The organism is Candidatus Avelusimicrobium aviculae (assembly GCF_949292495.1).
GTDB lineage: Bacteria > Elusimicrobiota > Elusimicrobia > Elusimicrobiales > Elusimicrobiaceae > Avelusimicrobium > Avelusimicrobium aviculae.
Genome location: NZ_CASEZB010000035.1, coordinates 21,866 through 45,226, shown reverse-complemented (window position 1 = coordinate 45,226; position 23,361 = coordinate 21,866). Strand labels below are relative to the sequence as shown.

Here is a 23,361-nt window from a genome sequence, read left to right as displayed (position 1 = left end):
CTTTACCATCCCCTGCACGTCTATCTTACCCGTGCTCACGGATGTATTACAAAAGTTAACAAAAAGCGTCTTAGAGGCACGCTCTTCATTTAACGATTCCACCTGCGCAAACGCACCGATGGGTTGTGACAATACCGTCACAAATTTCAACTCTTCCGCTTGTATTACTGCCACTCCAAGCGAAATCAGTGCCATACTGGTTAATATTTTTTTCATGGTTGTATACGCCCCTTTGAGAATTTAACGGTTAAACCGTCTAAACGGCCATACAAAAAAACATGGCAGAGTTGCACAAATTCTCGTAGTTTATGCTATCAAAAAAACAAACATAATGTAAAGAGTTTTCTATTTATAAAACCCTCCCGGCATCTTAAACAGCTGCATTACTTAATAATATAACAAAAAGAAAGAAAATTTCTAGTCCTTAATTATAAAATTTTTTATTTCCCGCTTTAAACAAAATAAAAACTCCCCGGTGAGGGGAGTTTGAAAACTTATTTTTCCGGTGCTTCTTCCGGTTTTTCTTCGGGATTATCCGGCTGATTTCCGGTAGGGCCTAATTGCGTGCCGGACTCGTCAGAACTTCTCTCCGGGTTAGAAGAATCAGAAGAGGAATCTCCGGCCGGAGGCGGATTAGAGGCATCCGAACCGCCGGTAGGAGCTTTGTCCCCAGGTTTAGCGGAAGGACGCGCCGGCCCCGGGCGATGATGCGGCACAGACGGGCCGGGACGTTTGCCTGGAACCGCAGCCGGAGGAGCGGGCGGCGGGGGCGGCGGCGGAAGCATCATGCTCATTCCTCTAGACGAAAACAACGGATCTCTCGCAAAGAAAACTTTCATGTCTCCATTGAACTTAATGGCGGCCACCGTTTTGCGCGCTACCCAGCGGGCACGTCTGGAAGAACGGGATTCCTTCTTAATGGTTCTTTCCAAATCAGCCACTTGCATTCTAAAAGCATTCAATGAGTGGCGTCTCATATTAATTTGATGAGCAAAAATCGCGCGGGCGCGGGCATTTAAAAATACCCAGCGGCGGCGGTAGACTCTTTGGTCATGCGCAATGCCTTCCTGCAGCTCTTTCAAATCTTTTTTAAAGGTGCGCAGATTTTCTTTCGCCATCGCCAACTGGTCTTTACGCAAGCGGGCCACTTGTTTAGACAAGTCCTTTTTAGCCTCTCCTGCTTTATAAGAACCGGGTTTGGCTTTTTTATATTTCCGCACAAAGCGTTTAATCTTTGCTTCATGGCGTTTAAAACGCACGTCCCAATCCGCATCCATCATCACGGGTTTAGCCGGAAAAGGCGGGGGAGGGGGCATCTTCGGGCCGGGAGCGGCAAAGACGGGCCCAAACACCCCAACAGACAATACAAACAGAAATAACTTCTTCATTTGAGCGTCCCTCCTGTAAGAGCGTTAAACATAAATAAATACGCATCCTCTGCCACGGCGGATGACTATTTATTTTAGTTTCTAACCACAACATCTTTTTTACAAACTAACACGCAATCCCTCCTCTTTTACTCAATAAAGAGGAAGAGCAACTTCCGTATCAATAATATAATATAATAAAGATATGGCAAAATTTCTACTGTTTTTTACTAACTTGGCTTTTCCCTTCGCCGCTTTAGGCGTATTTTTCGGCTTTTTATTTTCCGCACGCCGTAAATTACTGGCCAATATTATACAGGAATTAAAAGAACGGTTCGCGCGGGAAACCCCTGCGGACCTGCCCCAAAACGCGTTATGGATACACTGTGCCAGCGTGGGGGAGGTAATGTCTGTAAAAGAACTCATTACCCGTCTAAAAGAATATTATAAAAAACCCATTTTGGTAACCACTTCTACCGCCGCCGGGCAGGAAACAGCCCAAAAAAATCCCGCCATAGACAAAGCGGTGCTGGCCCCGCTGGATTTTTATCCCTTCACGCGCAGTTTTATACGCAAAGCAAAACCTTACCGTTTATTTATAGTAGAAAGAGAAATTTGGCCCAATATGCTGGCTGCCGCCAAAAATGAAGGGGTACCCTATGCGCTGGTCAATGCGCGTATTTCCCGCAAAAGCACCCGCGCATACTGTTACGTAAAACCGCTTTTTGAATATATTTTACAAGGAGTTTCTTTTGCCGCACTGCAATCTCACGACGATAAACGCCGTTATGAGCGCATCGGACTGCCGGAAGAAAAAGCTTTCGTCTGCGGAAATGTAAAATATGATACCTTGTCCGATACTCCTTCCAAAGTAGAAGAAACCCAACAACTAATTAAAAAACTAGGCTGGGAAGGCAAAAATATTTTTGTCTGCGGCAGCACCCACCCGTTAGAAGAAGAAATTCTATTAAAATCCGCGCCGGAACTTATTGAAAAAGACATTAAAATTATTTTTGCCCCGCGCCACTTGGAACGCCGGGAAGAAATAGAGCAAAACCTGCGCCAAAGCGGTTTAAACTACGCTATGATGAGCAAAAAACCCGCCGCCTGCGATATTTTATGCGCTGACCAAATGGGCTTTTTACAGTCTTTATACACGTGCGCGGCCATTACGTTTGTGGGGGGATCTATCGCCCCGAAAGGCGCACATAATTTGCTGGAGCCCGCCATTGTGGGTAAAGTGGTGTTGTTTGGCAAAAGTTATCATAATACGCCGGACACCGCCCACGCGCTGCTTACCCGCGGCGGAGGCATATTAGTAGATGAAACCAATTTGAAAGAAACCGTTTTAAGATTGCTGGGGGACAAAACCCAGCTGCTGGATATGAGCGAAAAAGCCCGCAAAACCGCTCTGGGTTTTAAAGGAGCAACGGACAAAATTATGAAAGTGGTGGAAGATTATGAACGAAAATCAGCCTAATATTTTAGTAGTCAGACTGTCATCTTTGGGGGATATTGTATTGTCCTCCCCCGTATACAAAAATTTAAAAGCCAAATGGCCCAACTGCCGTATTACGCTTTTGGTAAAGCCGCAATTTGCCCAAGTGCTGGCCGGCCACCCGGATATTGATGAAATTATGGTAGCCAAAAAAAGCCTGTGGGGAAACATACGCCAAATCCGGGCGGGGCATTTCACACACTTTTTAGATATACACTCTACGTTCAAAACCATGCTGATGGGGTTATTCTGCAATGTGCCAAACCGCCTTCGCTACAACAAAAATTCCGTAGCGCGCAGAATGTATGTTAAATTTCGCAAAAATTCCCCCGTGTTGGAAAAACACACGCTGGAACGTTACTTGGCGGTATTAAACGGCTGGAACGTTCCGCTTAAATATACCCAGCCGCAGCTGGGGGACTGGGCTTACAAAAAAGCCAATATGGACGGCAAAAAAATAGGGAAAATAGGTATTTTCCAAACCTCTTTTATAGGCGACAGCGTGCTTACCACCCCGCTTATCAAAAAAACCGCGCATTTATTTCCGGACAGTAAAATAGTGGTTATCACCCGCCCGCAAACCGAAGACATATTCCGCCCGATGAAAGAAGTATCCAAAGTAATCTTAAACGACAAAAAAGGGTGGAACAAAATCTTCGGCGTATGGAAAACCGCCAAAGCCATCAAACAAGAACATATGGATATTTTACTGGTTCCGCACCGCAGCTTTAGAAGCGCCTTAATCGCTTGGCTTTCCCGCGTGCCGATACGCATCGGATTTACTTCCAGCGAAGGGTGGTTCTTGTACACCAAAACCGTTCCTTTCTCTTGGATGATACATGACGCGGAAAGAAACCTTTCCTTATTGCAAGGCATCGCCAAAGAACAATTTAAGGCTGAACAACTAAGCCTGCGCTATGCCCCATCCGCCGAGGAAAATGTAGCCCGTTTAATGACTGATTTTAATTTAAACGGAAAAACGTTGGTAGGTTTACACCCCGGTTCCGCCTGGCCCACCAAATGCTGGCCGATGGACTATTTTGTAAAACTGATCAGCCGTTTGGAAACGGAACTGCATGTACAAACGGTTATTGTGGGAGGGGGGAAGAAAGACGCCGATTTGGGAGAAAAAATCTGCCAGCTTTCCCAAGGGCACTGCGCCAACTTATGCGGCAAAACCAGCCTGGCTGATTTAATGGCGTTAATGACGCATTTTAAATTGTTTATTACAAATGACTCCGGCCCTATGCACATAGCCACCGCTTTTAACGTGCCCACGTTGGCCATTTTCGGCCCCACCACCAAAGAATTGGGCTTCTTCCCATACGGGCAGGGACACCGGGTAATGGAAGTAAAAGGGCTGGAATGCCGCCCCTGCGCCTTGCACGGAGGGAAAAAATGCCCGCTGGGACATTTTAAATGCATGCGTGATATCCCGCCGGATGTGGTTTTCCAAAACGCCAAAGAAATGCTGGAACAAAGCGGCGTGATAAAAGTTTAACACAAAAAACCCCGGTTTAAACCGGGGTTTTTTGTACCGTTTATCCAAAATTAAAATTCCAAGGGTTTTTCGTCCAAAGCCTCTTTCATACGGGCAAACAGGCTTTTGATTTCTTTTATTTTAGCGTACGGCAAACGGATGCCCTTTTTGGTCCAGCCGGTGTAAGTCTCGTCTTCCTGCCATTGGCGCAAATCCAACCCTTTTACCCCTTGGAAAGTGCTTACCCGGGCCACGACGGACATTCCCGGACGTTTGGCAAACTTGCCCAAATCTTTATCCGGGCCGGGAGTGTTGTCCTCCGGCAAGGAGGCTATCAGCGGGGCTAAAGCACGTACGATATCCGGCGTCATAGTAATGCCCGCACGCGTTGCGCCAAAAAAGCCGTCTGTCTTTAAATATTTTCGGATGGACGCGTAACGATAATTGCGGTACGCGTCTATGGAAAACTTCACTTCACAGCCGTCTTCCAGCTCCAAAACGCCCACATTGCAAAGTACGGTAAAGCTGCTTTCGCTCATAGAATCCCCCAAATACGCCCTACACAATATAGCAAAATATGATATGATAAGCGTTAGTTATATTCTAGTGTTTGTTTAAGCTAAAAGCAAGCAGTTTTTGTATAATAATAGAGGTATTTCTTTTCCACACTTTTTATATCTTTAAGGACGGCTATGAGCGACAAAACCCCAAAAGAATCATTAATAGGAACCGATATTTCCGGTTGTGAGATTCTGCAAAAAGTTGCCGAAGGCGGCATGGGTGCCGTATATAAAGCGCGCCACAAAGCATTAAACCGCATTGTTTGTGTTAAAATTTTAAGCCCGGCATTAGCCAATGACAAAAAAGCCGTTGAGCTGTTTTTAAGCGAAGCCCGCGCCGTGGCCGAGCTGGACCATCCCAACATCGTAAACGTTTATAACGTAGGCAAAGAAAGAGGTTATTATTTCATCGTTATGTCCTTTATTGAAGGGCAGACTCTTTCCATTATGTTAAAACGGCGCAAAGTGCTGCCTGTGAATTTAGTGCTGGACTTGTTTGACGGCATTTTAAAAGGCTTAAACGTCGCCCATGAAAAAGGCATTATTCACCGCGACATTAAACCTTCCAACATTTTAATCAATTCAGAGATGCACCCTAAAATTGTGGATTTTGGCATCGCCAAAAAAGTAGATAAAGACAAAGGCACCACCAAAACCACCGAACTGGCCGGAACCGCTTATTTTATCGCCCCGGAACAAGCCTTGGGACGGGATTTGGATACCCGGGCGGATTTATATTCTATCGGCGCCAGCATGTATTATGTGTTGACGGGGCAATTTCCGTACAACGGCAAAAACACCATTGACATTATTCAAAAACACATCAATGACCCTGTGCCTGACCCGTCAAAAATACGCAAAGATTTACCGCCTTGGCTGGCCCAAGCCATTCAAAAATTAATGAGTAAAGACCCGGATAAACGATTCCAAACCGCTAAGGAGACCTACTTGTTTTTTCAAAAAATGCGGGCGGAAGACCAACTTCGTTTAAAATCCGGCGCCAGCGGTTCTGTAATTGATTTGGAAACGGATTCTTCTCTTAAGATTATAAAGGAATCTCCCGTTACCAATACCGAAAGCATCAAAAAGAAACGCCACGAGGCTTTATTAAAAGATACTGCCAAATCTTTTAATCAGAGCAAGCCCGTGCTGTTGCCCGGTTTGAACGAAAGCCCGGCGGCCCCAGTACGCAGCGAGGCGCCCAAACGGCAAACGCCTCCTCCGCCGCCGCCTATACCGGGGAACTACCCTTCGCAAAACGCCGCTATTAATGCCGAAGTTTCTCCTTTAGGGGACACTCCAAAAGAACCTTTCAGATGGCGTAATTTGATAGATTTTGCTTGGCTGCCAGTGTTGATGCTATTCTCTTTACTGGTGTCATATACGTTCTTTTTATTTGGAAAGATATGCTCCGTACACGTCAGCCCCAATTTAGGGTTTATCGCCAACTTGGTTTCCCCGCTGACGGCCTCTCAAAGCGCCCCTTATCAATTACCGGTAGCAGGCGTATGTTTAATTATGCTGGCGGCGGTATTTGCATCCTCTTCCATAAGGGCTTTTGCGCGCAGCACCATGGGGCTGTTGGTAATCGCTTTCATTTCCTATATGGCCGGTTTGTTTACGCCGCAGGTGCCGTATTGGGATATAAAAGGCATTGGGCAGTTTATTTTCTCCCCTGAATATTCTTTATGCTACTTTGTAATAGCGGGAATGTGGGCCTTGTCTTTATGTTGGAGAACCACCCTGACAAAGGCGGAAGCCTTTTTAGGCACGGCTTTGGTGGTTTTAACCGTTGTGCTGGCCTATACGGCTACCGGGCTTTCTATCGCGCCCTACACAGAAGGAGCCTTTATTAAATGGCTGGCGTTTTTAGGTTTATTATTCACCTTATGTACTGTCTATTACTTAACAACACAAAAAGGGGTACATTCCAGCATTGTGGCCCCTACCTTGTGCTTGCTTGCGGCGGTAGCCTGCGTATGGACGTACAACATATCCGGCTTGGCCAATACCATGAACACGACATTAAAAGTATTGGCCTCTAAAATAAACGCGGGGGAAGTATCCCACCCCTCCACCCAAATTGATAAAGAAGATGACGTAGGATATGTTTCCGTGTTTCAGTCGGACGCGTTTTCCCATTTAAATACATTTAAACGGATCAATTTACTTTCTCCGGAAGAAAAATACAAGTATTTAGACAAACAAATTACTATTTTTACAAAAGACGCTATACCGCAATCCTATCGGCCGTTAATGATAGAAATGCTTTCGGCGTATTATTTGTCAGGTCCCAGCAGAATGACTTTGCTGGCGTGGGACTACGCTTTAGGCTATCCAATACAAAATTTTAACCAAAACGCACAAAACAATAACGCTTATTACTTTTTGTTAACTTTGCTGTATTGGTTTGGTATATTGGGTTGTGCGGCGAACATTGTTTTTAGAGAGGACGCATGAGCACCTTTGATATAGAATTTGCAGCCGTTACTGACATTGGAAAAATCCGCGAGAAAAACGAGGATAGCGTCCTGATTTCTTCTGAACTGGGCCTGGGCGTAGTGGCAGACGGCATGGGAGGGCATTCCGCCGGAGAAATTGCCAGCAATATTGCCGTACACGTGCTGGAAGAAACCATCCGCAAAGTAAATGCCGGCTCTTTAAAAATGCCGGATACTTTCCTGCCCAAACTGGATAAAATAGAGCGCAAACTGCTTATGGCAGCCAACTTAGCTAATGCCGCCATTTATACCACGGCCCAAGCTTCCGCCATTTATAAAATGATGGGAACCACCCTTACCGGCGTTACTTTTGACGGAGACAACGCGGTGGCGGTGCACGTGGGGGACTCCCGCATTTATTTATACCGGGACAAAAAACTAGTCCAAGTAACTACCGACCATTCCTTGGCGATGGAACACGTCCGCCGCGGGTTATTAACCAAGGCGGAGGCGGATAAATCCAAAATACAAAACGTGCTTACCCGCGCCATGGGCATTAAGAAAAACGTAGAATTTGATTTACTTAAATTCCCCGTAAAAATAGGGGATATTATGGTATTGTGCTCAGACGGCCTATACAAAGGCTTGACCGAAAAACAAATGCAGGAATTATTGGAAAAAGGGCAAAATACCCCATTAGTAAAACTCTGCAAACAACTTGTACGCGTATCTAACGACAATGACGGCCAGGATAATATCTCCACCGTGATGATAAAAATCCTTCCCGCCCAGCCATTAACTTTGCGTCAAAAAATAAAACGTTTTTTTAGCAAAAGTTAACCATTCTGCTTGTAAATAAAAACTATCTTAGACGACAACCCTCTTCTTTTTTAGCAATCAAAGAAGGGGGTTGACAATTATGTTGAATATATGATAAATTAGCATTAAGCCAAAGGGAGTGCTAAAAACAGTCCTCCGGCAAAAGCAGTTTTAAGAACTTAAAGGAGTGAGACAGAACTATGAAAGAAGTAAAAATTAAACCGTTGGGTGACCGCATTATCGTTAAACCCATCGAAAGAGAAACCATGAAAGGGGGAATCATCATTCCTGATACCGCCAAAGAAAAGCCGATGGAGGGGGAAGTATTGGCGGTAGGCGCCGGTAAGCTGGACGATAAAGGCGGCCGCATTGCCATGGACGTAAAAGTGGGGGACCGCGTACTTTACGGCAAATATTCCGGAACCGAAGTAAAACTGGACGACGAAACCTATTTAATCATCCACCAAGACGAAGTTTTGGGGATTTTGGGGTAATTACAGGAGGAATTTAATTTATGGCTAAACAAGTAATTTACGGTGATCAGGCCCGCGCCAAGATGAAAGCGGGTATTGAAAAAGTAGCAAACGCAGTAAAAGTAACGTTGGGGCCCAAGGGCCGCAGCGTAGTGCTGGAAAAGAAATTTGGCTCCCCGCTTATTATTGACGACGGCGTAACCATTGCCAAAGACATTGAACTGGAAGATAAATTTGAAAACATGGGCGCCCAGCTCATCCGTGAAGTGGCCTCTAAGACCAACGACGTGGCGGGCGACGGCACCACCACCGCCACCGTCTTGGCGGACGCCATGCTGACCGAAGGCATTAAAAACATTACCGCCGGCGCCAACCCCACGTTGGTTAAAAAAGGCATTGAAATGGCCGTAGAAGCCACCAAAAAAGAATTGGAAAAAATGCACAAACCGGTAAAAACCAAAGAAGAAAAAGCCCAAATCGCCACTATTTCTTCCAATGACCGCGAAATCGGCAATATGATTGCCGAAGCCATTGAAAAAGTGGGTGCGGAAGGCGTTATTACCGTAGAGGAAGGCAAAACGGCCACCACACAGTTAGACGTAGTGGAAGGGATGCAGTTTGACCGCGGCTATATTTCCCCGTATTTTGTAACGGATTCTGAACGCATGGAATGCGTATTGGAAAACCCGTACATCATTATCACCGACAAGAAAATCTCCAGTATGAATGAGCTTTTGCCCGTATTGGAAAAAATTGTACAAAGCGGCAAACAATTCTTAATCATCGCCGAAGACGTAGACGGCGAAGCGCTGGCCACCTTGGTGGTGAACAAATTGCGCGGCACCTTAAAAGGCTGCGCCGTAAAAGCCCCCGGCTTTGGGGACCGCCGCAAAGAAATGCTGGAAGACATCGCCATCTTAACCGGCGGAGACGTGCTGAGCGAAGAACGCGGCATTAAATTAGACAAAGCCGAACTGGCCATGTTAGGCCAAGCCGCCCGCGTGGTAATTGATAAAGAAAACACCACCATCGTCAGCGGGAAAGGCAGCAAAGAAGCCATTGCCGCCCGCTCTGAACAAATCCGCAAACAGATTGAAAATTCCAAGAGCGAATACGACAAAGAAAAATTGCAGGAACGTTTGGCTAAATTGTCCGGCGGGGTAGCCGTCATCAGCGTAGGCGCCGCCACCGAAACGGAACTGAAAGCCAAAAAAGCCAAAGTAGAAGACGCCAAAAACGCCACCAAAGCCGGCGTAGAAGAAGGCATTGTGCCCGGCGGCGGCGTAGCTTTGGCCCGCAGCCAAGCCGCTTTGGACGCTTTAACAACCGATAACGAAGATGTACGCACCGGTATCAACATTGTGAAAAAAGCCTTGGTGGCTCCGCTCAAACAAATTGCCGTAAACGCCGGGTTAGACGGCGCCGTAGTGGCTGACAACGTCCTAAAAATGAAAGGCGCGGCGGACGGCTACAACGCCGATGACAACACCTATGGCGATCTGCTTAAAGCCGGCGTGGTGGACCCGGCCAAAGTGGTACGCACCGCGTTGGAAAATGCGGCTTCCATCACCGGCACGGTATTGTTGACCGAAGCCCTGGTGGCGGACGCCCCTGAAAAAGAAGGTGCTCACGCCCCGGCCGCTATGCCCGGTATGGGCGGAATGGGAATGATGTAATCTTTCCCGCTAAACAGTTTAAAACACCCGGATAAAAAATATCCGGGTGTTTTTATTTTAAATGTTCTTTACAAGAAAGAACCTTTTTGGTTAAAATAAAAAAGTAGCTCTTTAATCTAAATCTAAACAACGAGGTTTTGTCTATGGAAAAAAAATGGATTTTTGCTTTAGTAATTGCTATATTAGGAGCCCAGCCGCTATTTGCGCAAGAAAAATTCTCTTGGAAAAACATTTTAATCAGCCCCGCTTTCCGGGAAACCCAGACCGACGTTGAAAAAAAACTTAAACAAGCCGTTATCCGCAAACTGCAAGCCAAAGACACTACTCCGCATGAAGAAGACCAAATGCGGGCTTACCAAATCAATCCGCAAGCTATCTTGCATATCCAATTTGAGCCCCAATCCTATAAAGCCATAAACTATAACAAAGAATATGCTGAAAATTGCCGCGCCATGTTACTGGACAAGAAGGGCACGGTTTTACTTAACGACACCTGCCGCAAAGCCTTATTTCATACCAAAGAAAAGATTGCCTTCCAGGTGGATTTTAGCAGCATATTGCCCGGATACACCTTAAAAGTGAGCAATTACCCCAGAAGAAGCATCGTTTTTAAGGATAATTACGCTTTGGCTAATATTCCCTTAACGGAAAACCTAAAGGAACGCCTCCCTGCCATAAAAGCCCCCGTATTTATAGCTAAAAGAGACCGCTGGTTAATGGAGGGGGAGAAGTATATTGTTCCTTTCTCCTTGGATAAAATATTTGACAGCCGCCAGCCCCAAGATATCCGCAGACGGATGAGCAAATCCCTGCCGGATTATTTCTTTGCCAAATTGGAAGGATTTCATTAACCCCTTGAAAGCACGCATTTATTTTCTATAATATACTATAGAGAATATTTTGCTTGGGAGATTTCATATGAAAAAAATATTGTTACTAGCCTTAGTTCTCAGCACCTGTGCGTTCTTAAATGCAGAGCCTACATATCCGAACGTAAAACAACCAGAAACCAAATTACCGGAAGTGGACTCTTTAAGCCGCAAAATACAAGCGCAGGCAGACAAATTTGACGCCTTGCGCAAAGTGCCGGTAGTGGTATCTGCCAAGGGGTTGGAACCCGTCCACGCTTTTGGCGTCTTGCTGCGCGTGAACAGCAACTACACCCAGGCGGATATTTTGCTGGACGAGGATGCCAGCCGGGCAGTGGATATTGTAGGCGAAGGAGATTATGAAGGAACAGCCGCGCCGGTCTCTGTTTATATAGATTTAAGCGCTTTTGGTAAAGGCTTTTTCTCTGACAATAAAAACGCGAATAGAGATTTTTACGCCTCCCATGAAGAAAAACAGGCCCCTTTGTACGTATACAGAATGAAAGTAAACCCTAAGGGGAACTTCGCCAAATCCATTAAGGGCCTGCATCCCGTGTCAGAACACGCGGCGCGTCAGATGCTGTAAACGGACACAAACTATTTAAAAGCCCGCTTAAAAAGCGGGCTTTTTGTTTACCAGCCTTTGTTAAAATGACAGGGCCAAAAGACCTATGCAACACTAGGTACAACGGCCCTTGCCGCGTGGGCCGTTTTTAGTTAGCATAATGTAGAAATATGAAGGAGTACAAACACATGATGAAACTATGCCCCTGTTTACTGTTATTAGCCGCGCTTTGTTCGCCAGCATATGCCGAACCATGGCAAGCCGCTTTGCGGCAAAAAGCCAAAGAGGCGCTTGTTCTTTCCACGCGTGCCCATAAAGAATCCGTATTTGAAATATCCTTGCGGGTACGTACCCGTTTTCAAGACCAGTCAAAAACAGATGTCGTAAGCAATCATGCCTGCACCGCTGTTCTTATTGACCCGAACTACCTGCTGGCCTCTCAAAATTGCAAAGGGAGCTACCCCGGCGCGCACCACGGCAAAAACAGAGAAAAATCTCGCCAAATTGAAGCTATTTTAATCAATGGACAGCCTGCCCAGGCTTTTTACGAAGACCCGGTATCCCAAACAATTCTTATTCAAACCGACACCCGCAACACCCAAACTATGCAAATGTTAGCCGGCAAACCCACCGCGCACCTGTTTATTATGACTAGACCCGATATCACCCACTTTAACCAGGCGGCAGTCAATAAAAAAGCCATTTTATGGGGGCGGGAAAGCAAAAAATTTTATATAAAAAAGATAACCAATAAAAACGGCCGTTTCTTCCTTCCCAAAACGGCGAACACCGCGGACCCGGCCTTCTTGTTCAGCGAAAAAAAACCGGGGATGGAATTTTTAGCCGGGTTTAATCTAGCCGAGCCGGAGGGGGATTCCCCGGGAGAGGGCTTCTTTTACCATCCGCTGGAAAAAGAGTTCATTTCTTTCTTAGAACAACATGTTTCCAAAGAGGGCTGGCAACGCCTGCAAAAAAAGATAAAGGACGAAAGCTTTTTCAAATAAACCATACACCTAACCCCCGCCGCAAACGGGGGTTTTTGATTTTTACATAAAAGCCAATATAATATTAGATATGCATACAACAACCATTTCCAATACTTGTAAAAAAATAATGGGGTTGTTACTGTTGTTTTCAGCCCCTGTTTGTTTTGCGGCCTCTGCAGATGGAGAAATATCCCTTGCCCTGCAACAAGCCGTACAAAAACAAACGCCCACAAACCAAACTCTTTCGGCAAATGATATATTAAATGAGCATAAAAACCGCCTTGTGTGGGTAACCTTATCTTCTAATCTGCCAGACCGCTATTGGGTTGTAACCTGCAGCGCGTTATTAACGGGAAAAAACACTTTGGTTTTAGATAACCCCGGTACCGAGCTTTTAGCCACCGCATTTACGGAAAGCGCCCCTGTATCTATTTTGGTGGATATGAGCCCGTTGGGAGCGTTTAATCAAGGGGCATATCAAGGCAAAGGCTTTTTTTATTATGGCAAAGCCTATCCCGGAAATTTTAAAGTGCTAAAAAACGGGTATGCCGTCTACCAAGTACCCGTAAAAGAGCCGCAAGCCGTAAACGCCCTGCAAAATTTACAGCCAATTACCTTGGAGCCGGAAGAATTATCGGCCCTGTTTCACCACATGCCCGTTCCAACCAGCCAGGTTTTTTCCCCGCGGGAAGAAAATCCCATTAAATATAATTCCGCGCAAACCGCTCCATATAAAACGTTCTTAAAACAATTGGAACAAGATATAACAAACTATCTTACCCACTTTCACGTACAGGCGGAAGTAAGAGACTGTATTGAATTTTTGGACCAACCTTTCCCGGCAAAAGGTTTTATAACCGCGCCAAATGGTACCGTCATTCTGGCTGACAACGGCGTCACCCCGGAAGGTTCCGCCTTTTGGTATATTGAAGATATAAAACGCTCCGGCAATAAAGAGGAGCAAGTCTGCCTATACATTACCATGCCCGGTTTAGGAGAATATGAAAACGGACACTCCTTTTTTTCCGTACAGCCTCCTTTACCGGCCAAAGACTTTCAGCTCACCGGAGTGAAAGCTTTTCGCTTTATTATGCGTCTGCCCGCTCAAAAACCAGTAGCTCAAAAACTAAACAGCCCCCAAGTAAAGAAGCTGTTTAGCCAACACGTAATAACAGACTTATGGTTGCAGAACTATCCCCCGCGCATACAAAGAGCGTTGGATTTAATGCCTTAAAACCGCCGCCAAGGCGGTTTTTTTAGGCCCAAAGGCCTATGAAAAAATAGGAACAAAGGCCCTTGTTCCTGCAATACAAAACCGATAGAATAAAATTAAATAAGTAGCACCCCAAAAGGAGACATTATGAAAAAACTGTTTATGTTGTGCTTAGCCGTAGCCGTATGCGCCCCCGTATCTTGGGCCCAACAGGATTTGAATAAAACATTATCCAAAAAAGTCGCCGCCGCGCGCAGCGCCTCTGCATACCAAAAAGCGCAAATCAGACTGACTGTTACCCACTACCAGCATGAAGATTACGTGAATCCGTCCGTGTCCAAACAAATACACTCCGGCACCTTGCAGGTACAAACCACCTGCTCTGCCCTGTTGTTAAATGCACAAGGCGCGGTAGCCATTAAAAAGGATTGTCTCCCGGCCATCAATGACGCCGCCAAACACAATCAAATTGTTTTATTTGTAGATTTAAAAACCTTAGGCAATTATGAAGATTGGGAAGAAACCGTAAAACCCGAAGACATTGGCTTTCCCTTATATTACGCCACGGAAAACGCTTCCCGCAAAGAGTTTGTAAGCCAAGATGATTTTGTCTTATTCTCCTTGCCTGTACGCTCTAATGCCGTAAAAACCGCTTTAAACGGTCTGTTCCCCAACGGGAAAGAAATCACCGCAGAAAAAGTCTCCGTGTTGTTGCGCAATATGCCTGCGGCTAAAACGGTAAAAGCTTTCCATATGAATTAAGAGGAGTTTTTAGTGAAGAAATCCGTCTCTATCGCTTTAGCAAGTATATGCTGTTTGGCCTGCACGGTTTCCGCCGCGGGCCAAACATTTTCTTCCCCAAAGCAGTTACAAGATACGCTGCGGCATAAAACGGCCCAAGCCCGGCAAAAACAGCTGCCTTGGCATATAGACCAAAGAGCCGTTGTGGATGTTTTTATCTCTTATGCCACGGGCAGATATGTGGGGCTCAGAGAACTTGTGGAACAAGCCCACTGCAAGGCCTTAGCGTTAAATAAAAAAGGATTACTTTTGCTGGGCAAAGATTGCGCGCAAGCGTTACAAGGCCCGGCCCAAAATTTCCGCGTTACCATTTCTTTGCCTTATAAAAACAAAGAAATTATGTACAAACATCAAGACTTCTTTGCTAAAAACTTTAAACGCAAAGGGGATTTTGCCCTCTATCAAATGCTTGCGCAAGTAGAATACCATTCACAATCCCAGGCAACCCGCGGGGTTACCGCCCCGCGCGTTTTAAGCGCGCCGGTAACGGAAATATTCAAAAATATAACCATCCCCACCCTGTTTGGCCTTACCGAGCAGGACGATACCTTTATTTTGGAAGATTTTTCCAAACTATTCCCTGGGCAGCAGCCGGATCAAAAACTGGCTTCTTGGCTGAAAAAAAAGCTTCCGCCGGAAGAATTCAAGCTTCTTGAGGCCCATTAACCGGCCCGTTCTAAATGTTAAAAAACCTCTCTGCCACCAAGAGAGGTTTTTTATTGGAAGCGGGCTTAATTTTTAATATAATACTTATATCTTAACATGAGGGGGAATATATGGCAACAAACCCAGTATTTAATGAATCTGCCTTCCGCCGCGCGCAGGGAAGCGCCTCCGTTGGGCAGCAAATGACTTTGCAGGGAACCATCAACAAAACGTTTTTCCTGCTTTTACTATGTGTTGTAGGCGCGTTTTTAACGTGGGGCAGCGCGCAGGCGGCCGCTTTAATTACGCCGTGCGCCATTGGCGCGCTAGTAGTAGGGCTGATTATCAGCTTTAAACCGCAAACGGCCCCTTTTTTGGCCCCGGTTTACGCTTTTGCGGAAGGCCTTTTGCTGGGAACCATATCCAGCGCGTTTAACCAGCAAATGCCCGGCATTGTCATGCAGGCAGTGTCCGTTACCCTGCTGGTATTTTTTACCATGCTGGTACTGTACAGAACCGGCATTATCAAACCCACCCGCGGGCTGTTAATTGGCATTTTAAGCGCCACGATAGGCATCAGCTTGTTTTACGTCATTTCTCTGGTACTGATGTTATTTGGCGTAAACGTAAGCTATTTTACCAGCGCCGCCCCGTGGGCCATTGCGGTAAACGTGCTTATCTGCGCAGTAGCCGCGTTTAACTTTATTTTTGATTTTCACTTTATAGACCAAATGACCAGCACGTACAGCGCCCCCAAATACATGGAATGGTACGCCGGATTTGGGCTGCTTGTCACGCTGATTTGGCTGTATATTGAAATCTTACGCCTGCTTGGCCGCACGCGCAACAATTAAACGAGCGGTTTTAAATTTTGTAAAATAAAATAGTAAGCAGTATGGACGTGCAAACGCCCTTTGATTTATTTTAGGAAAGGAGCCAGTAAAAGTATGAATTTTGACAGCATCAAAAAAATTCAGGACATGGACCTGAAAGACAAAAAAGTGCTGGTGCGTGTAGACTATAACGTACCGCTTAAAGACGGGAAAGTAGATAATAACAAACGCATCGTAGCTACCGAAAAAACCATCAAACATCTTTTAGAAAATAACTGCCGCATCGTATTAATGGCGCACTTGGGCCGCCCGAAAGGCAAAGTTTGCCCGGAATTCAGCCTGGCCCCGGTTGCCGCTGAAGTGGAAAAACTCTTTGGCGTAAAAGTACACTTCGCCAAAGACTGCATTGGCCCGGAAGCCGATAAAGTGGTAGAAGCCGCCAAAAACGGTGAAATTGTGCTTTTGGAAAACCTCCGCTTCCACCCGGAAGAAGAAAAGAACGATGCCGAATTTGCCAAACAACTGGCCAAACACGGTGAAATTTTTGTGCAGGAAGCTTTCGGCACCGTACACCGCGCCCACGCTTCCACCAGCGCCGTAGCCCAGTTCCTGCCCGGCTGCGCCGGCTATTTGGTACAGAAAGAAGTGGAATTTTTAGGCAAAGCGTTGGAAAACCCCGCCCGCCCGTTCGCGGCCGTAGTAGGGGGGGCCAAAGTGTCCGACAAAATCATGCTGCTTAACAATTTAATGGACAAAGTAAACGTGCTCGTTATCGGCGGCGGTATGGCGTACACCTTCTTAAAGGTACAAGGGGCGGAAATCGGCAAATCCCTCTTTGACGCCGAAAAAGAAGCCGAAGCCAAAGCCGTTTTGGCCAAAGCCCAGGAAAAAGGCGTAAAAATCTTGCTGCCGGTGGACCACATCTGCGGTAAAGAATTTGCCGAAACCACCGAACCCGTAGCCGTGGACAATGTAAATATTCCGGCGGATTTAATGGGGTTGGATATCGGGCCTAAAACCATTGCCCTGTTCCGCGAAGAACTGCTCAAATGCAAAACCATTTTCTGGAACGGACCTATGGGCGTGTTTGAATTCCCGAATTTTGCCAAAGGCAGCTTTGCCATCGCCCAAGCCATGATTGACGCCACCAAAGCCGGCGCCACCACTATCATCGGCGGCGGAGACAGCGTCAACGTGCTGAAAAAAGGCAAATTCAACCAAAAAGAACTCTCCCACGTTTCCACCGGCGGCGGCGCCAGCATGGAATTTGTGGAAGGCAAAGAATTGCCCGGCTTAGTGGCGTTAGCCAAATAAGGCGGCAAATTCCGTACAATTCGTTTTGTACCAACACAAACCGGGTTCCGCGCAAGCGGGCCCGGTCTATTTTATTAAAAAGAAAAAACAGCCAAAAAATAGTATAATATTAATGTTATTTTTACAGGAGATTTTTAAACAGAATGCAAACACTCATCACCATTATTCATTTTGTAACGTGTATTTTACTAATCCTCTTGGTCCTTTTGCAGAGCGGGAAAGGTTCCGCCGCCGGCATTTTTGGCGCTTCCGGCGCGGACAATATTTTTGCCAGCCCCACCGCTTTTAACTTTATCAACAAACTTACCGCCGCTTTGGCCGTTTTATTGTTCTGCACGTCTATTTTGCTTACCATGGCCACCAACAAAAAAGCCTCTTCTTCCGTAACGGATAAGGTGCAAATTCCCGCAGCGGCCACGGCCCCGGCTGAACCGGCCCAGCCCGCTTCCAAATAATTTAAACCCCGCGCAAATTGCGGGGTTCTTTTTACCCGGCGTTTGTTGCGCCGGGTTATTTTTTTTGCTAAAATATACAGGAAGACAGTTCTTTATATCCCTCGTTGGAAATAGATTTTTCGCGCAGGTGGCGGAATTGGTATACGCGTGCGTTTGAGGGGCGCATGCCGCAAGGCTTGAGGGTTCGAGTCCCTCTCTGCGCATTCTTTTATACCCGGGTTTTTGGCCCGGGTTTTTTTATTGCTAGAGAGACTGGCAAACCGCTTGCCCGCGCAGCAACGAAAAAGGCTCAGCGTTTTACAAATTTGGGCTTGCGAAAGCCAAAAAAGACAAATACCGCAAACCCGCACCGCAGGCATTTTCCGTCAAGAAAGAGATAGGCCGTACACTCCCTCTCTGCGCAAAATTTTATGCCCCGGGCAAAACACAGCTTGGGCTTTTTATTTGTTTTTAAGCGTATAGAATGCCCTAAATGCTATAATATATTTTTACCTTTTTACCGACGGAGAATTTCATGAATCCTTTAGCCGCAACCTGGCTTTGCTGGGCCATTATCGGCCTATCCCCCATAGCGGGGAAATATGCCGTGGGAGTAATCAGCCCGGTACTGCTGGTCTTTTTAGGCACGTTGATAGGGGTGCTGTATTTTACCCCGTGGATAACCAAAAACCATAAATGGGGGGAACTGCTGGCTAAAGAAACCCGCTGGAAATTTTTGTTCATCGGCACGTTCGGCACGGCGCTTCCGTTTACCATATCGCTGCTGGCCTTGCATTATACCACGCCGGGAAACGCGGCTATATTACAACAGTCGGAACTGCTTTATTCCCTGTTGTTTGCCGCTTTGTTTCTAAAAGAATATCCCACCAAATCCCAGTTGGCGGGAAGCGCGCTGATTGTGCTGGGGGTGGCCTTTATACTCATTAAAGAACATTACACCCCGCGCTGGACGGGAGATTTGTTAATAGTAGGCTCCACCTGGATGCTGCAAGCCGGCTCCACCTTGGCTAAAAAACTGCCCGCGCATTTGGATTACCGCCTTATCGGCATGGCGCGCAATTTATACGCCATTCCCGCTTTACTGATTATCGTGGCGGTACTGGCCTGGTGCGATACGCTGGTGTTAAAACCCAATTTACAAATGTTTAGCGTGCTTACGTATACCGGCGTATTAAAATACGGTTTAGCCATGGTATTGTGGTATAAAGCCATACGCATGCTGGATTTAAGCCGGGTAACCGCTATTTATTTATCTTATCCGGTGCTGTCTTTAATCGGCTCGGTCTTACTTGGGTTGGAAAGAGTCACCCCTTACCAAATATTAGGGTTATTGCTTACGCTGTCCGGCGCGTATTGGGTAAGTTTTTTGGTTAAGAAACAAGGGCACTAAGCCGTCAAATTAAGTAAAATATAAAGTATGTTTAAGGGGTTATATGTTTAACGTCTCGCCTGTGTTTGCCATATGGCTGGCGTGGTTTTTTACGGCCGCCAACGTAGTGGTGGCTAAATTTGCCACGCCGTATGCGGCATCGGCTTTGTTTATGCTGGCCAGCTGTACGGGGGCCACGCTGTGCTTTAGCCCGTATTTAATTAAAAATAACGGCTGGAAACAGCTTTTTAAACGCCGGGTATGGTGGCAATGCTTGCTGATGGCCACCTTTGGCACCGCCCTGCCAATGACCATTTTTATGATAGCCCTCAATTACACCACCCCTACCAACGCGGCTATCTTAAACCAGTTTGAAATTGTTTATTCCCTGCTGCTGGCGTATTTTTTGCTGGGGGAAAAACCTACTTTAAAGCAGATTTTTGGTTCCGCCGTGATTGTGTTGGGGGTGGGGATATTATTGTGGCAGGCGGGGATGTCCATGCAGTTAAAGGGGGATTTGCTGATTTTAGGCTGTTTATGGATGTTTCAGCTTAGCCATATTTTTGCCAAAAAATTGCCCGCGGATATGCCGCCGGTGCTTATTTCCGCCGCGCGCGCGATGTTTGCCATTCCGGTGCTGGCCATATTAACGGCTTCTTTATGGGCTATCCAGGGCCCGCAGCTCTTTGTGCCGGGGCCCGTATTATTCAGCACGCTGGCTTTCAGCGCGGTATGCAATTATTTTATAGGCAATACGTTTTGGTATACCGCCATACGCAATATGGATTTGGGTAAAGCAACCGCTATTATTTTGTCTTACCCGGTGTGCACATTTCTTTTGTCCGTCCTGCTAAAGCAGGATACAATTAACATCTATAAAGTGCTGGGCATGGCGCTTGCCATAGGCGGCGCCTATATTGTAACCGGCATTATTAAAGGAGAACGTAAATGAAAAAACTCGTTTTATTTGATTTGGACGGTACTTTAGTCAACGCCGGAGGAGCCGGACGCACCGCCCTTAAAAAAGCGTTTGAGGAATTATACGGTTCCTGCCCGGAATTTGAACATTCCCTTATTTCCGGCCGAACGGATACGGACAATTTTACCCTGGTATACGGTTTATTGAAAAAAGGCAAAAAACCCACCGCCGCGGAAATGAAAAAAATGACCGCCAAATACCTGGAACTTTTGCCCCAGGAAGTACACGCCGCCGTACGCGCCAAACACTATGATTTGGTAACCGGCGTGGAGAAATTTTTGAAACTCTTAGCCAAAGACCCGGACGTTATTTTAGCCCTGGGCACCGGCAATTTGCAGCAAGGAGCCCGCATAAAGCTGGAGCCTTCCGGCTTAAACAAATATTTTGAAATCGGCGGCTGGGGGGAAGACGGCCACACCCGGGAAGAAATGCTCCAAGCGGCCGTAAAACGGGCGGAGAAAAAATTTAAAACCAAAATTCTGCCTGAAAACGTGTTTGTAGTTGGCGACACGCACCGCGATATTGTAGCCGCCAAAAACTGCGGTTTTCACAGCGCGGTAATTACCGGCGGGTTTGGAGACCAAGCCAAAATACAGCGCGCCGCCGCTGAGCTGGAAGAGAAAGATTTTAAAGACATCACCACTTTTTGCGTATGGCTTGGCCTCAAAACGGACCCCAAAGGCGTAAAACGCGGCAGTTATATCATGCCCGCCAGCGCCATAGAACACGTATTTTTCAGCCGTACCGGCATTGACGAAGACCGCCTGAAAATGCTGCGTATTAAAAAATATTCGGATTTGGAATCCGGAACCATTATGTAAGGAGATTTAATAAACAATATGGAATGGGACAAAGCTGCTGCAAAATTTGCCGACGCCTTAGCCAATAGCGAGCCGACCCCCGGCGGCGGCGCCGCCGCCGCCATGAGCGGCGCTATGGGCTGCGGACTCATTATGATGGCTATACACACCACCGCTAAACAAAAAAACACGCCGCCGGCAATCAAAGCCAAGCTGGAACAAAGCCTTAAAAAGCTGGGTTCCTTAAAAGAAGAGCTGAAAAACTATATCCGCAAAGACGGGGAAGCCTATACCGCGTATTTGATTACAAAAAAACTCCCCAAGGAAAACCCCAACCGGGAACAAGCCATGCAAGACGCCCTGCTGCTGGCCGCGCGCGTACCTACGGATACCGCCACCACCGCCATACAATGCCTGCGGGAGACCGATTTAATAAAAAGCGACATTGCCCCGGTGATTATGTCTGACATTTTATGCGGGCAGTATTTGTTAAAAACCTGTGTGAAATGCTCGGTAGAAAGCATAAAAGCCAATTTGGCGTTTATTAAAAATAACGATTGGGTAAATAAATTTGAACAACATATTCTTATTTTTCTAAAATCTTGTTAGAATAAATAAGCCAACGCAAAAGGAAAGATATGAGCGAAAAAGTAAATAAACGCAGCGGAATGCTGGGCACCATTTATAACATGCTGCCCGTGATTGACGATGACTACGCCGCCAAGTTAGTATATACGCTGGAAAATAAAAAATCGTTGGAAGAACTTCAGCAGGATATAGCCAATATTGCCGCGCAATTAGGGTCAGACTCCCCGGTAACGGATACGGTGGTAGCCAAAATTCTGCTGGATGAAATTACGCTTTCCGCCGCGCTGCGCCAGCTGCGCATTTACAATAACGCCATGTCTATTGTGGAGCTTTCCAAAGCATTGGAGCTGGAAAAAGAAGATACGGATTTACTGCTTCAGGTATATTCTTCTTTTTCTTCCCACAAATATTTTGACGCGGAATTTTCCGCCGCCTTAAAATCTGTTTCCACGGACGCGGAACTGGACAATTCCCAAACCGCTTTAGAAGCGGTAAACTCCCTGTTGGAGAACGCGCGGGAACTGCTGGCGGAAAACAACCAAACCCCCAAAAATAACCGCCGTTATATTTTAGAAATGGCAGACACGTACCATCTGCCCGTTACCATGACGGCCGAACTTTTACGCGTATATACGCAAGACGAAACGATATCCTTCCAGCCGGAATTTAACAAATTATTTACCCAGTTGGAGAAAATTAATAAAGATCCCCAGCTAAACGCTTCTTTATGCGCCCGGGTTTTGCTGTGCACCATCACCGCAAAAGACGCGCAAGACATAACGCTTCTATCCAAAATGTTAAATAAAAGAATACTGGAAGAAGATTTAATGATTATCGCTTGCCGGTATTTAAAAGCCAAAACGCCAAAAGATATTTTAGATACGTTTGAAGCGGTTCTTCAAAAACTGCCGCACGTGAAACAAAAAGAAGAAAACCTGGGCCTGGCCGTAAAAGTATTGTTAGACGGCACCCCCCAAACTTTTGAGGCCGCCCAACAAAAAGCCGCCCAACGCCGGGACCGCATTGTTTTGCGCGACAAGCTGTCTAAAAACGCAAAATACAGCAGCTATGAATACGACATAGCGGAAAAATTTGGCGGCAAAAAAACGTTTGAACAAATTGAGGGGGAAATGGCGGATATTTTGCGTCAGCTTCCTTACTGCAGCGAAGAAAGTGAAAATAAAGAACTGGCCTGTAAGGTATTATTAGGCACGCTGAGCCAAAGCGAAGCCAAAGAACAAGCCCAATACCTGCGTGATTTAAAAGCCAAAACGGTTACCCAGGGGTTGGCCCCTGAAGTAATGAAAAATTATCTAGGAACCAAACCCGCCGAAGAAATTTTGCAATTTTTTGAAGAGGCGTTGTCTCCTTATACTTTTTGGAAATCCGACCGGGAAAAACACCTTTTCGCCCTCCAGACGCTGGTGGCGGAATTAAACGGAAATTCCAACGCGCAGATTTCCCAATTTGTATTGGAAATGCTGGAAAACGGATCATCGCTGGAACTGATGGCGGATATGATGTCTAATATTCAAGCCAAAAAGACCAGTCCGGAAGAGTTGGATAATTTATTAAATATGTATAAACAGGCGCGGGCTTCTTCTAAATAAGAGGCCCGTTTTGCCATTTA

General features: G+C 46.3%; 23 protein-coding genes and 1 tRNA gene. 21 read left to right on the top strand and 3 right to left on the bottom strand.

From position 1 onward, the window contains the following. Both ACQY33_RS07490 and ACQY33_RS07485 read right to left on the bottom strand, forming a co-directional pair. Positions 1 to 216 (bottom strand): hypothetical protein (locus tag ACQY33_RS07490; RefSeq protein WP_428075473.1); only part of this gene is annotated, 216 nt, incomplete at its 3' end. A 278-nt stretch (positions 217 to 494) separates the two neighbouring features. Then, entirely contained in the window at positions 495 to 1,388 is an 894-nt protein-coding gene (locus ACQY33_RS07485; protein ID WP_428075471.1) for a hypothetical protein, read from the bottom strand. Positions 1,389 to 1,572: 184 nt separating this feature from the next. Between ACQY33_RS07485 and ACQY33_RS07480 the strand changes: the two genes are divergently transcribed. Then, positions 1,573 to 2,847 (top strand): 3-deoxy-D-manno-octulosonic acid transferase, encoded by a 1,275-nt coding sequence (locus tag ACQY33_RS07480; RefSeq protein ID WP_428075469.1) that lies wholly within the window; start codon positions 1,573 to 1,575, stop codon positions 2,845 to 2,847. Then, the gene (gene waaF, locus ACQY33_RS07475) at positions 2,828 to 4,366 is read left to right on the top strand and encodes a lipopolysaccharide heptosyltransferase II (RefSeq protein ID WP_428075467.1); all 1,539 of its coding nucleotides are present in this window, start codon (positions 2,828 to 2,830) and stop codon (positions 4,364 to 4,366) included. Before ACQY33_RS07480 ends, waaF begins: the two co-directional genes overlap by 20 nt. A gap of 50 nt (positions 4,367 to 4,416) precedes the next feature. Here the strand turns inward: waaF and ACQY33_RS07470 are convergent, their stop codons facing one another. Then, complete coding sequence (locus tag ACQY33_RS07470) at positions 4,417 to 4,884, bottom strand: hypothetical protein (protein WP_428075465.1); 468 nt, start codon at positions 4,882 to 4,884, stop codon at positions 4,417 to 4,419. A gap of 153 nt (positions 4,885 to 5,037) precedes the next feature. On the opposite strand from ACQY33_RS07470, the gene ACQY33_RS07465 reads away from it, so the two are divergent. From ACQY33_RS07465 to ACQY33_RS07375, 19 genes are all read left to right on the top strand, one after another. Next, entirely contained in the window at positions 5,038 to 7,365 is a 2,328-nt protein-coding gene (locus tag ACQY33_RS07465; protein ID WP_428075463.1) for a protein kinase domain-containing protein, read from the top strand. Then, positions 7,362 to 8,186, top strand: coding sequence for a Stp1/IreP family PP2C-type Ser/Thr phosphatase (locus tag ACQY33_RS07460; RefSeq protein ID WP_428075461.1), 825 nt, complete (start codon positions 7,362 to 7,364; stop codon positions 8,184 to 8,186). The genes ACQY33_RS07465 and ACQY33_RS07460 overlap by 4 nt, the downstream gene beginning before the upstream one ends. 179 nt (positions 8,187 to 8,365) lie before the next feature. Then, positions 8,366 to 8,659, top strand: a complete 294-nt coding sequence (locus tag ACQY33_RS07455) for a co-chaperone GroES (RefSeq protein WP_428075459.1) — start codon at positions 8,366 to 8,368, stop codon at positions 8,657 to 8,659. Between the two features lie 20 nt (positions 8,660 to 8,679). Then, the gene (gene groL, locus ACQY33_RS07450; RefSeq protein WP_428075457.1) at positions 8,680 to 10,314 is read left to right on the top strand and encodes a chaperonin GroEL; all 1,635 of its coding nucleotides are present in this window, start codon (positions 8,680 to 8,682) and stop codon (positions 10,312 to 10,314) included. Positions 10,315 to 10,457: 143 nt separating this feature from the next. Further along, complete coding sequence (locus tag ACQY33_RS07445; protein ID WP_428075455.1) at positions 10,458 to 11,165, top strand: hypothetical protein; 708 nt, start codon at positions 10,458 to 10,460, stop codon at positions 11,163 to 11,165. Between the two features lie 67 nt (positions 11,166 to 11,232). Next, on the top strand, positions 11,233 to 11,769 hold the full coding sequence (locus tag ACQY33_RS07440) for a hypothetical protein (RefSeq protein ID WP_428075453.1): 537 nt from the start codon (positions 11,233 to 11,235) through the stop codon (positions 11,767 to 11,769). A 167-nt stretch (positions 11,770 to 11,936) separates the two neighbouring features. Continuing rightward, a complete protein-coding gene (locus ACQY33_RS07435) occupies positions 11,937 to 12,752 on the top strand; it encodes a hypothetical protein (RefSeq protein WP_428075451.1) in 816 nt (271 codons plus the stop codon). Positions 12,753 to 12,822: 70 nt separating this feature from the next. Then, entirely contained in the window at positions 12,823 to 13,968 is a 1,146-nt protein-coding gene (locus ACQY33_RS07430; RefSeq protein ID WP_428075449.1) for a hypothetical protein, read from the top strand. Positions 13,969 to 14,094: 126 nt separating this feature from the next. Next, positions 14,095 to 14,709, top strand: coding sequence for a hypothetical protein (locus tag ACQY33_RS07425; protein WP_428075447.1), 615 nt, complete (start codon positions 14,095 to 14,097; stop codon positions 14,707 to 14,709). A gap of 12 nt (positions 14,710 to 14,721) precedes the next feature. Continuing rightward, a complete protein-coding gene (locus ACQY33_RS07420; protein WP_428075445.1) occupies positions 14,722 to 15,414 on the top strand; it encodes a hypothetical protein in 693 nt (230 codons plus the stop codon). 110 nt (positions 15,415 to 15,524) lie between these two features. Then, complete coding sequence (locus ACQY33_RS07415) at positions 15,525 to 16,247, top strand: Bax inhibitor-1/YccA family protein (RefSeq protein ID WP_428075443.1); 723 nt, start codon at positions 15,525 to 15,527, stop codon at positions 16,245 to 16,247. Positions 16,248 to 16,340: 93 nt separating this feature from the next. Further along, positions 16,341 to 17,540, top strand: a complete 1,200-nt coding sequence (locus tag ACQY33_RS07410) for a phosphoglycerate kinase (RefSeq protein WP_428075441.1) — start codon at positions 16,341 to 16,343, stop codon at positions 17,538 to 17,540. A 143-nt stretch (positions 17,541 to 17,683) separates the two neighbouring features. After that, positions 17,684 to 17,995 (top strand): preprotein translocase subunit SecG, encoded by a 312-nt coding sequence (secG, locus tag ACQY33_RS07405; RefSeq protein WP_428075439.1) that lies wholly within the window; start codon positions 17,684 to 17,686, stop codon positions 17,993 to 17,995. Between the two features lie 121 nt (positions 17,996 to 18,116). Beyond that, positions 18,117 to 18,198, top strand: a tRNA-Leu gene (locus ACQY33_RS07400). A 311-nt stretch (positions 18,199 to 18,509) separates the two neighbouring features. Further along, entirely contained in the window at positions 18,510 to 19,385 is an 876-nt protein-coding gene (locus ACQY33_RS07395) for a DMT family transporter (protein WP_428075437.1), read from the top strand. 43 nt (positions 19,386 to 19,428) lie between these two features. Further along, complete coding sequence (locus tag ACQY33_RS07390; protein ID WP_428075435.1) at positions 19,429 to 20,316, top strand: DMT family transporter; 888 nt, start codon at positions 19,429 to 19,431, stop codon at positions 20,314 to 20,316. Continuing rightward, entirely contained in the window at positions 20,313 to 21,164 is an 852-nt protein-coding gene (locus ACQY33_RS07385) for an HAD family hydrolase (RefSeq protein ID WP_428075433.1), read from the top strand. The genes ACQY33_RS07390 and ACQY33_RS07385 overlap by 4 nt, the downstream gene beginning before the upstream one ends. A gap of 18 nt (positions 21,165 to 21,182) precedes the next feature. Beyond that, complete coding sequence (locus tag ACQY33_RS07380; RefSeq protein WP_428075431.1) at positions 21,183 to 21,752, top strand: cyclodeaminase/cyclohydrolase family protein; 570 nt, start codon at positions 21,183 to 21,185, stop codon at positions 21,750 to 21,752. A 29-nt stretch (positions 21,753 to 21,781) separates the two neighbouring features. Then, a complete protein-coding gene (locus ACQY33_RS07375) occupies positions 21,782 to 23,341 on the top strand; it encodes a hypothetical protein (RefSeq protein WP_428075430.1) in 1,560 nt (519 codons plus the stop codon). Positions 23,342 to 23,361 lie beyond the last annotated feature (20 nt).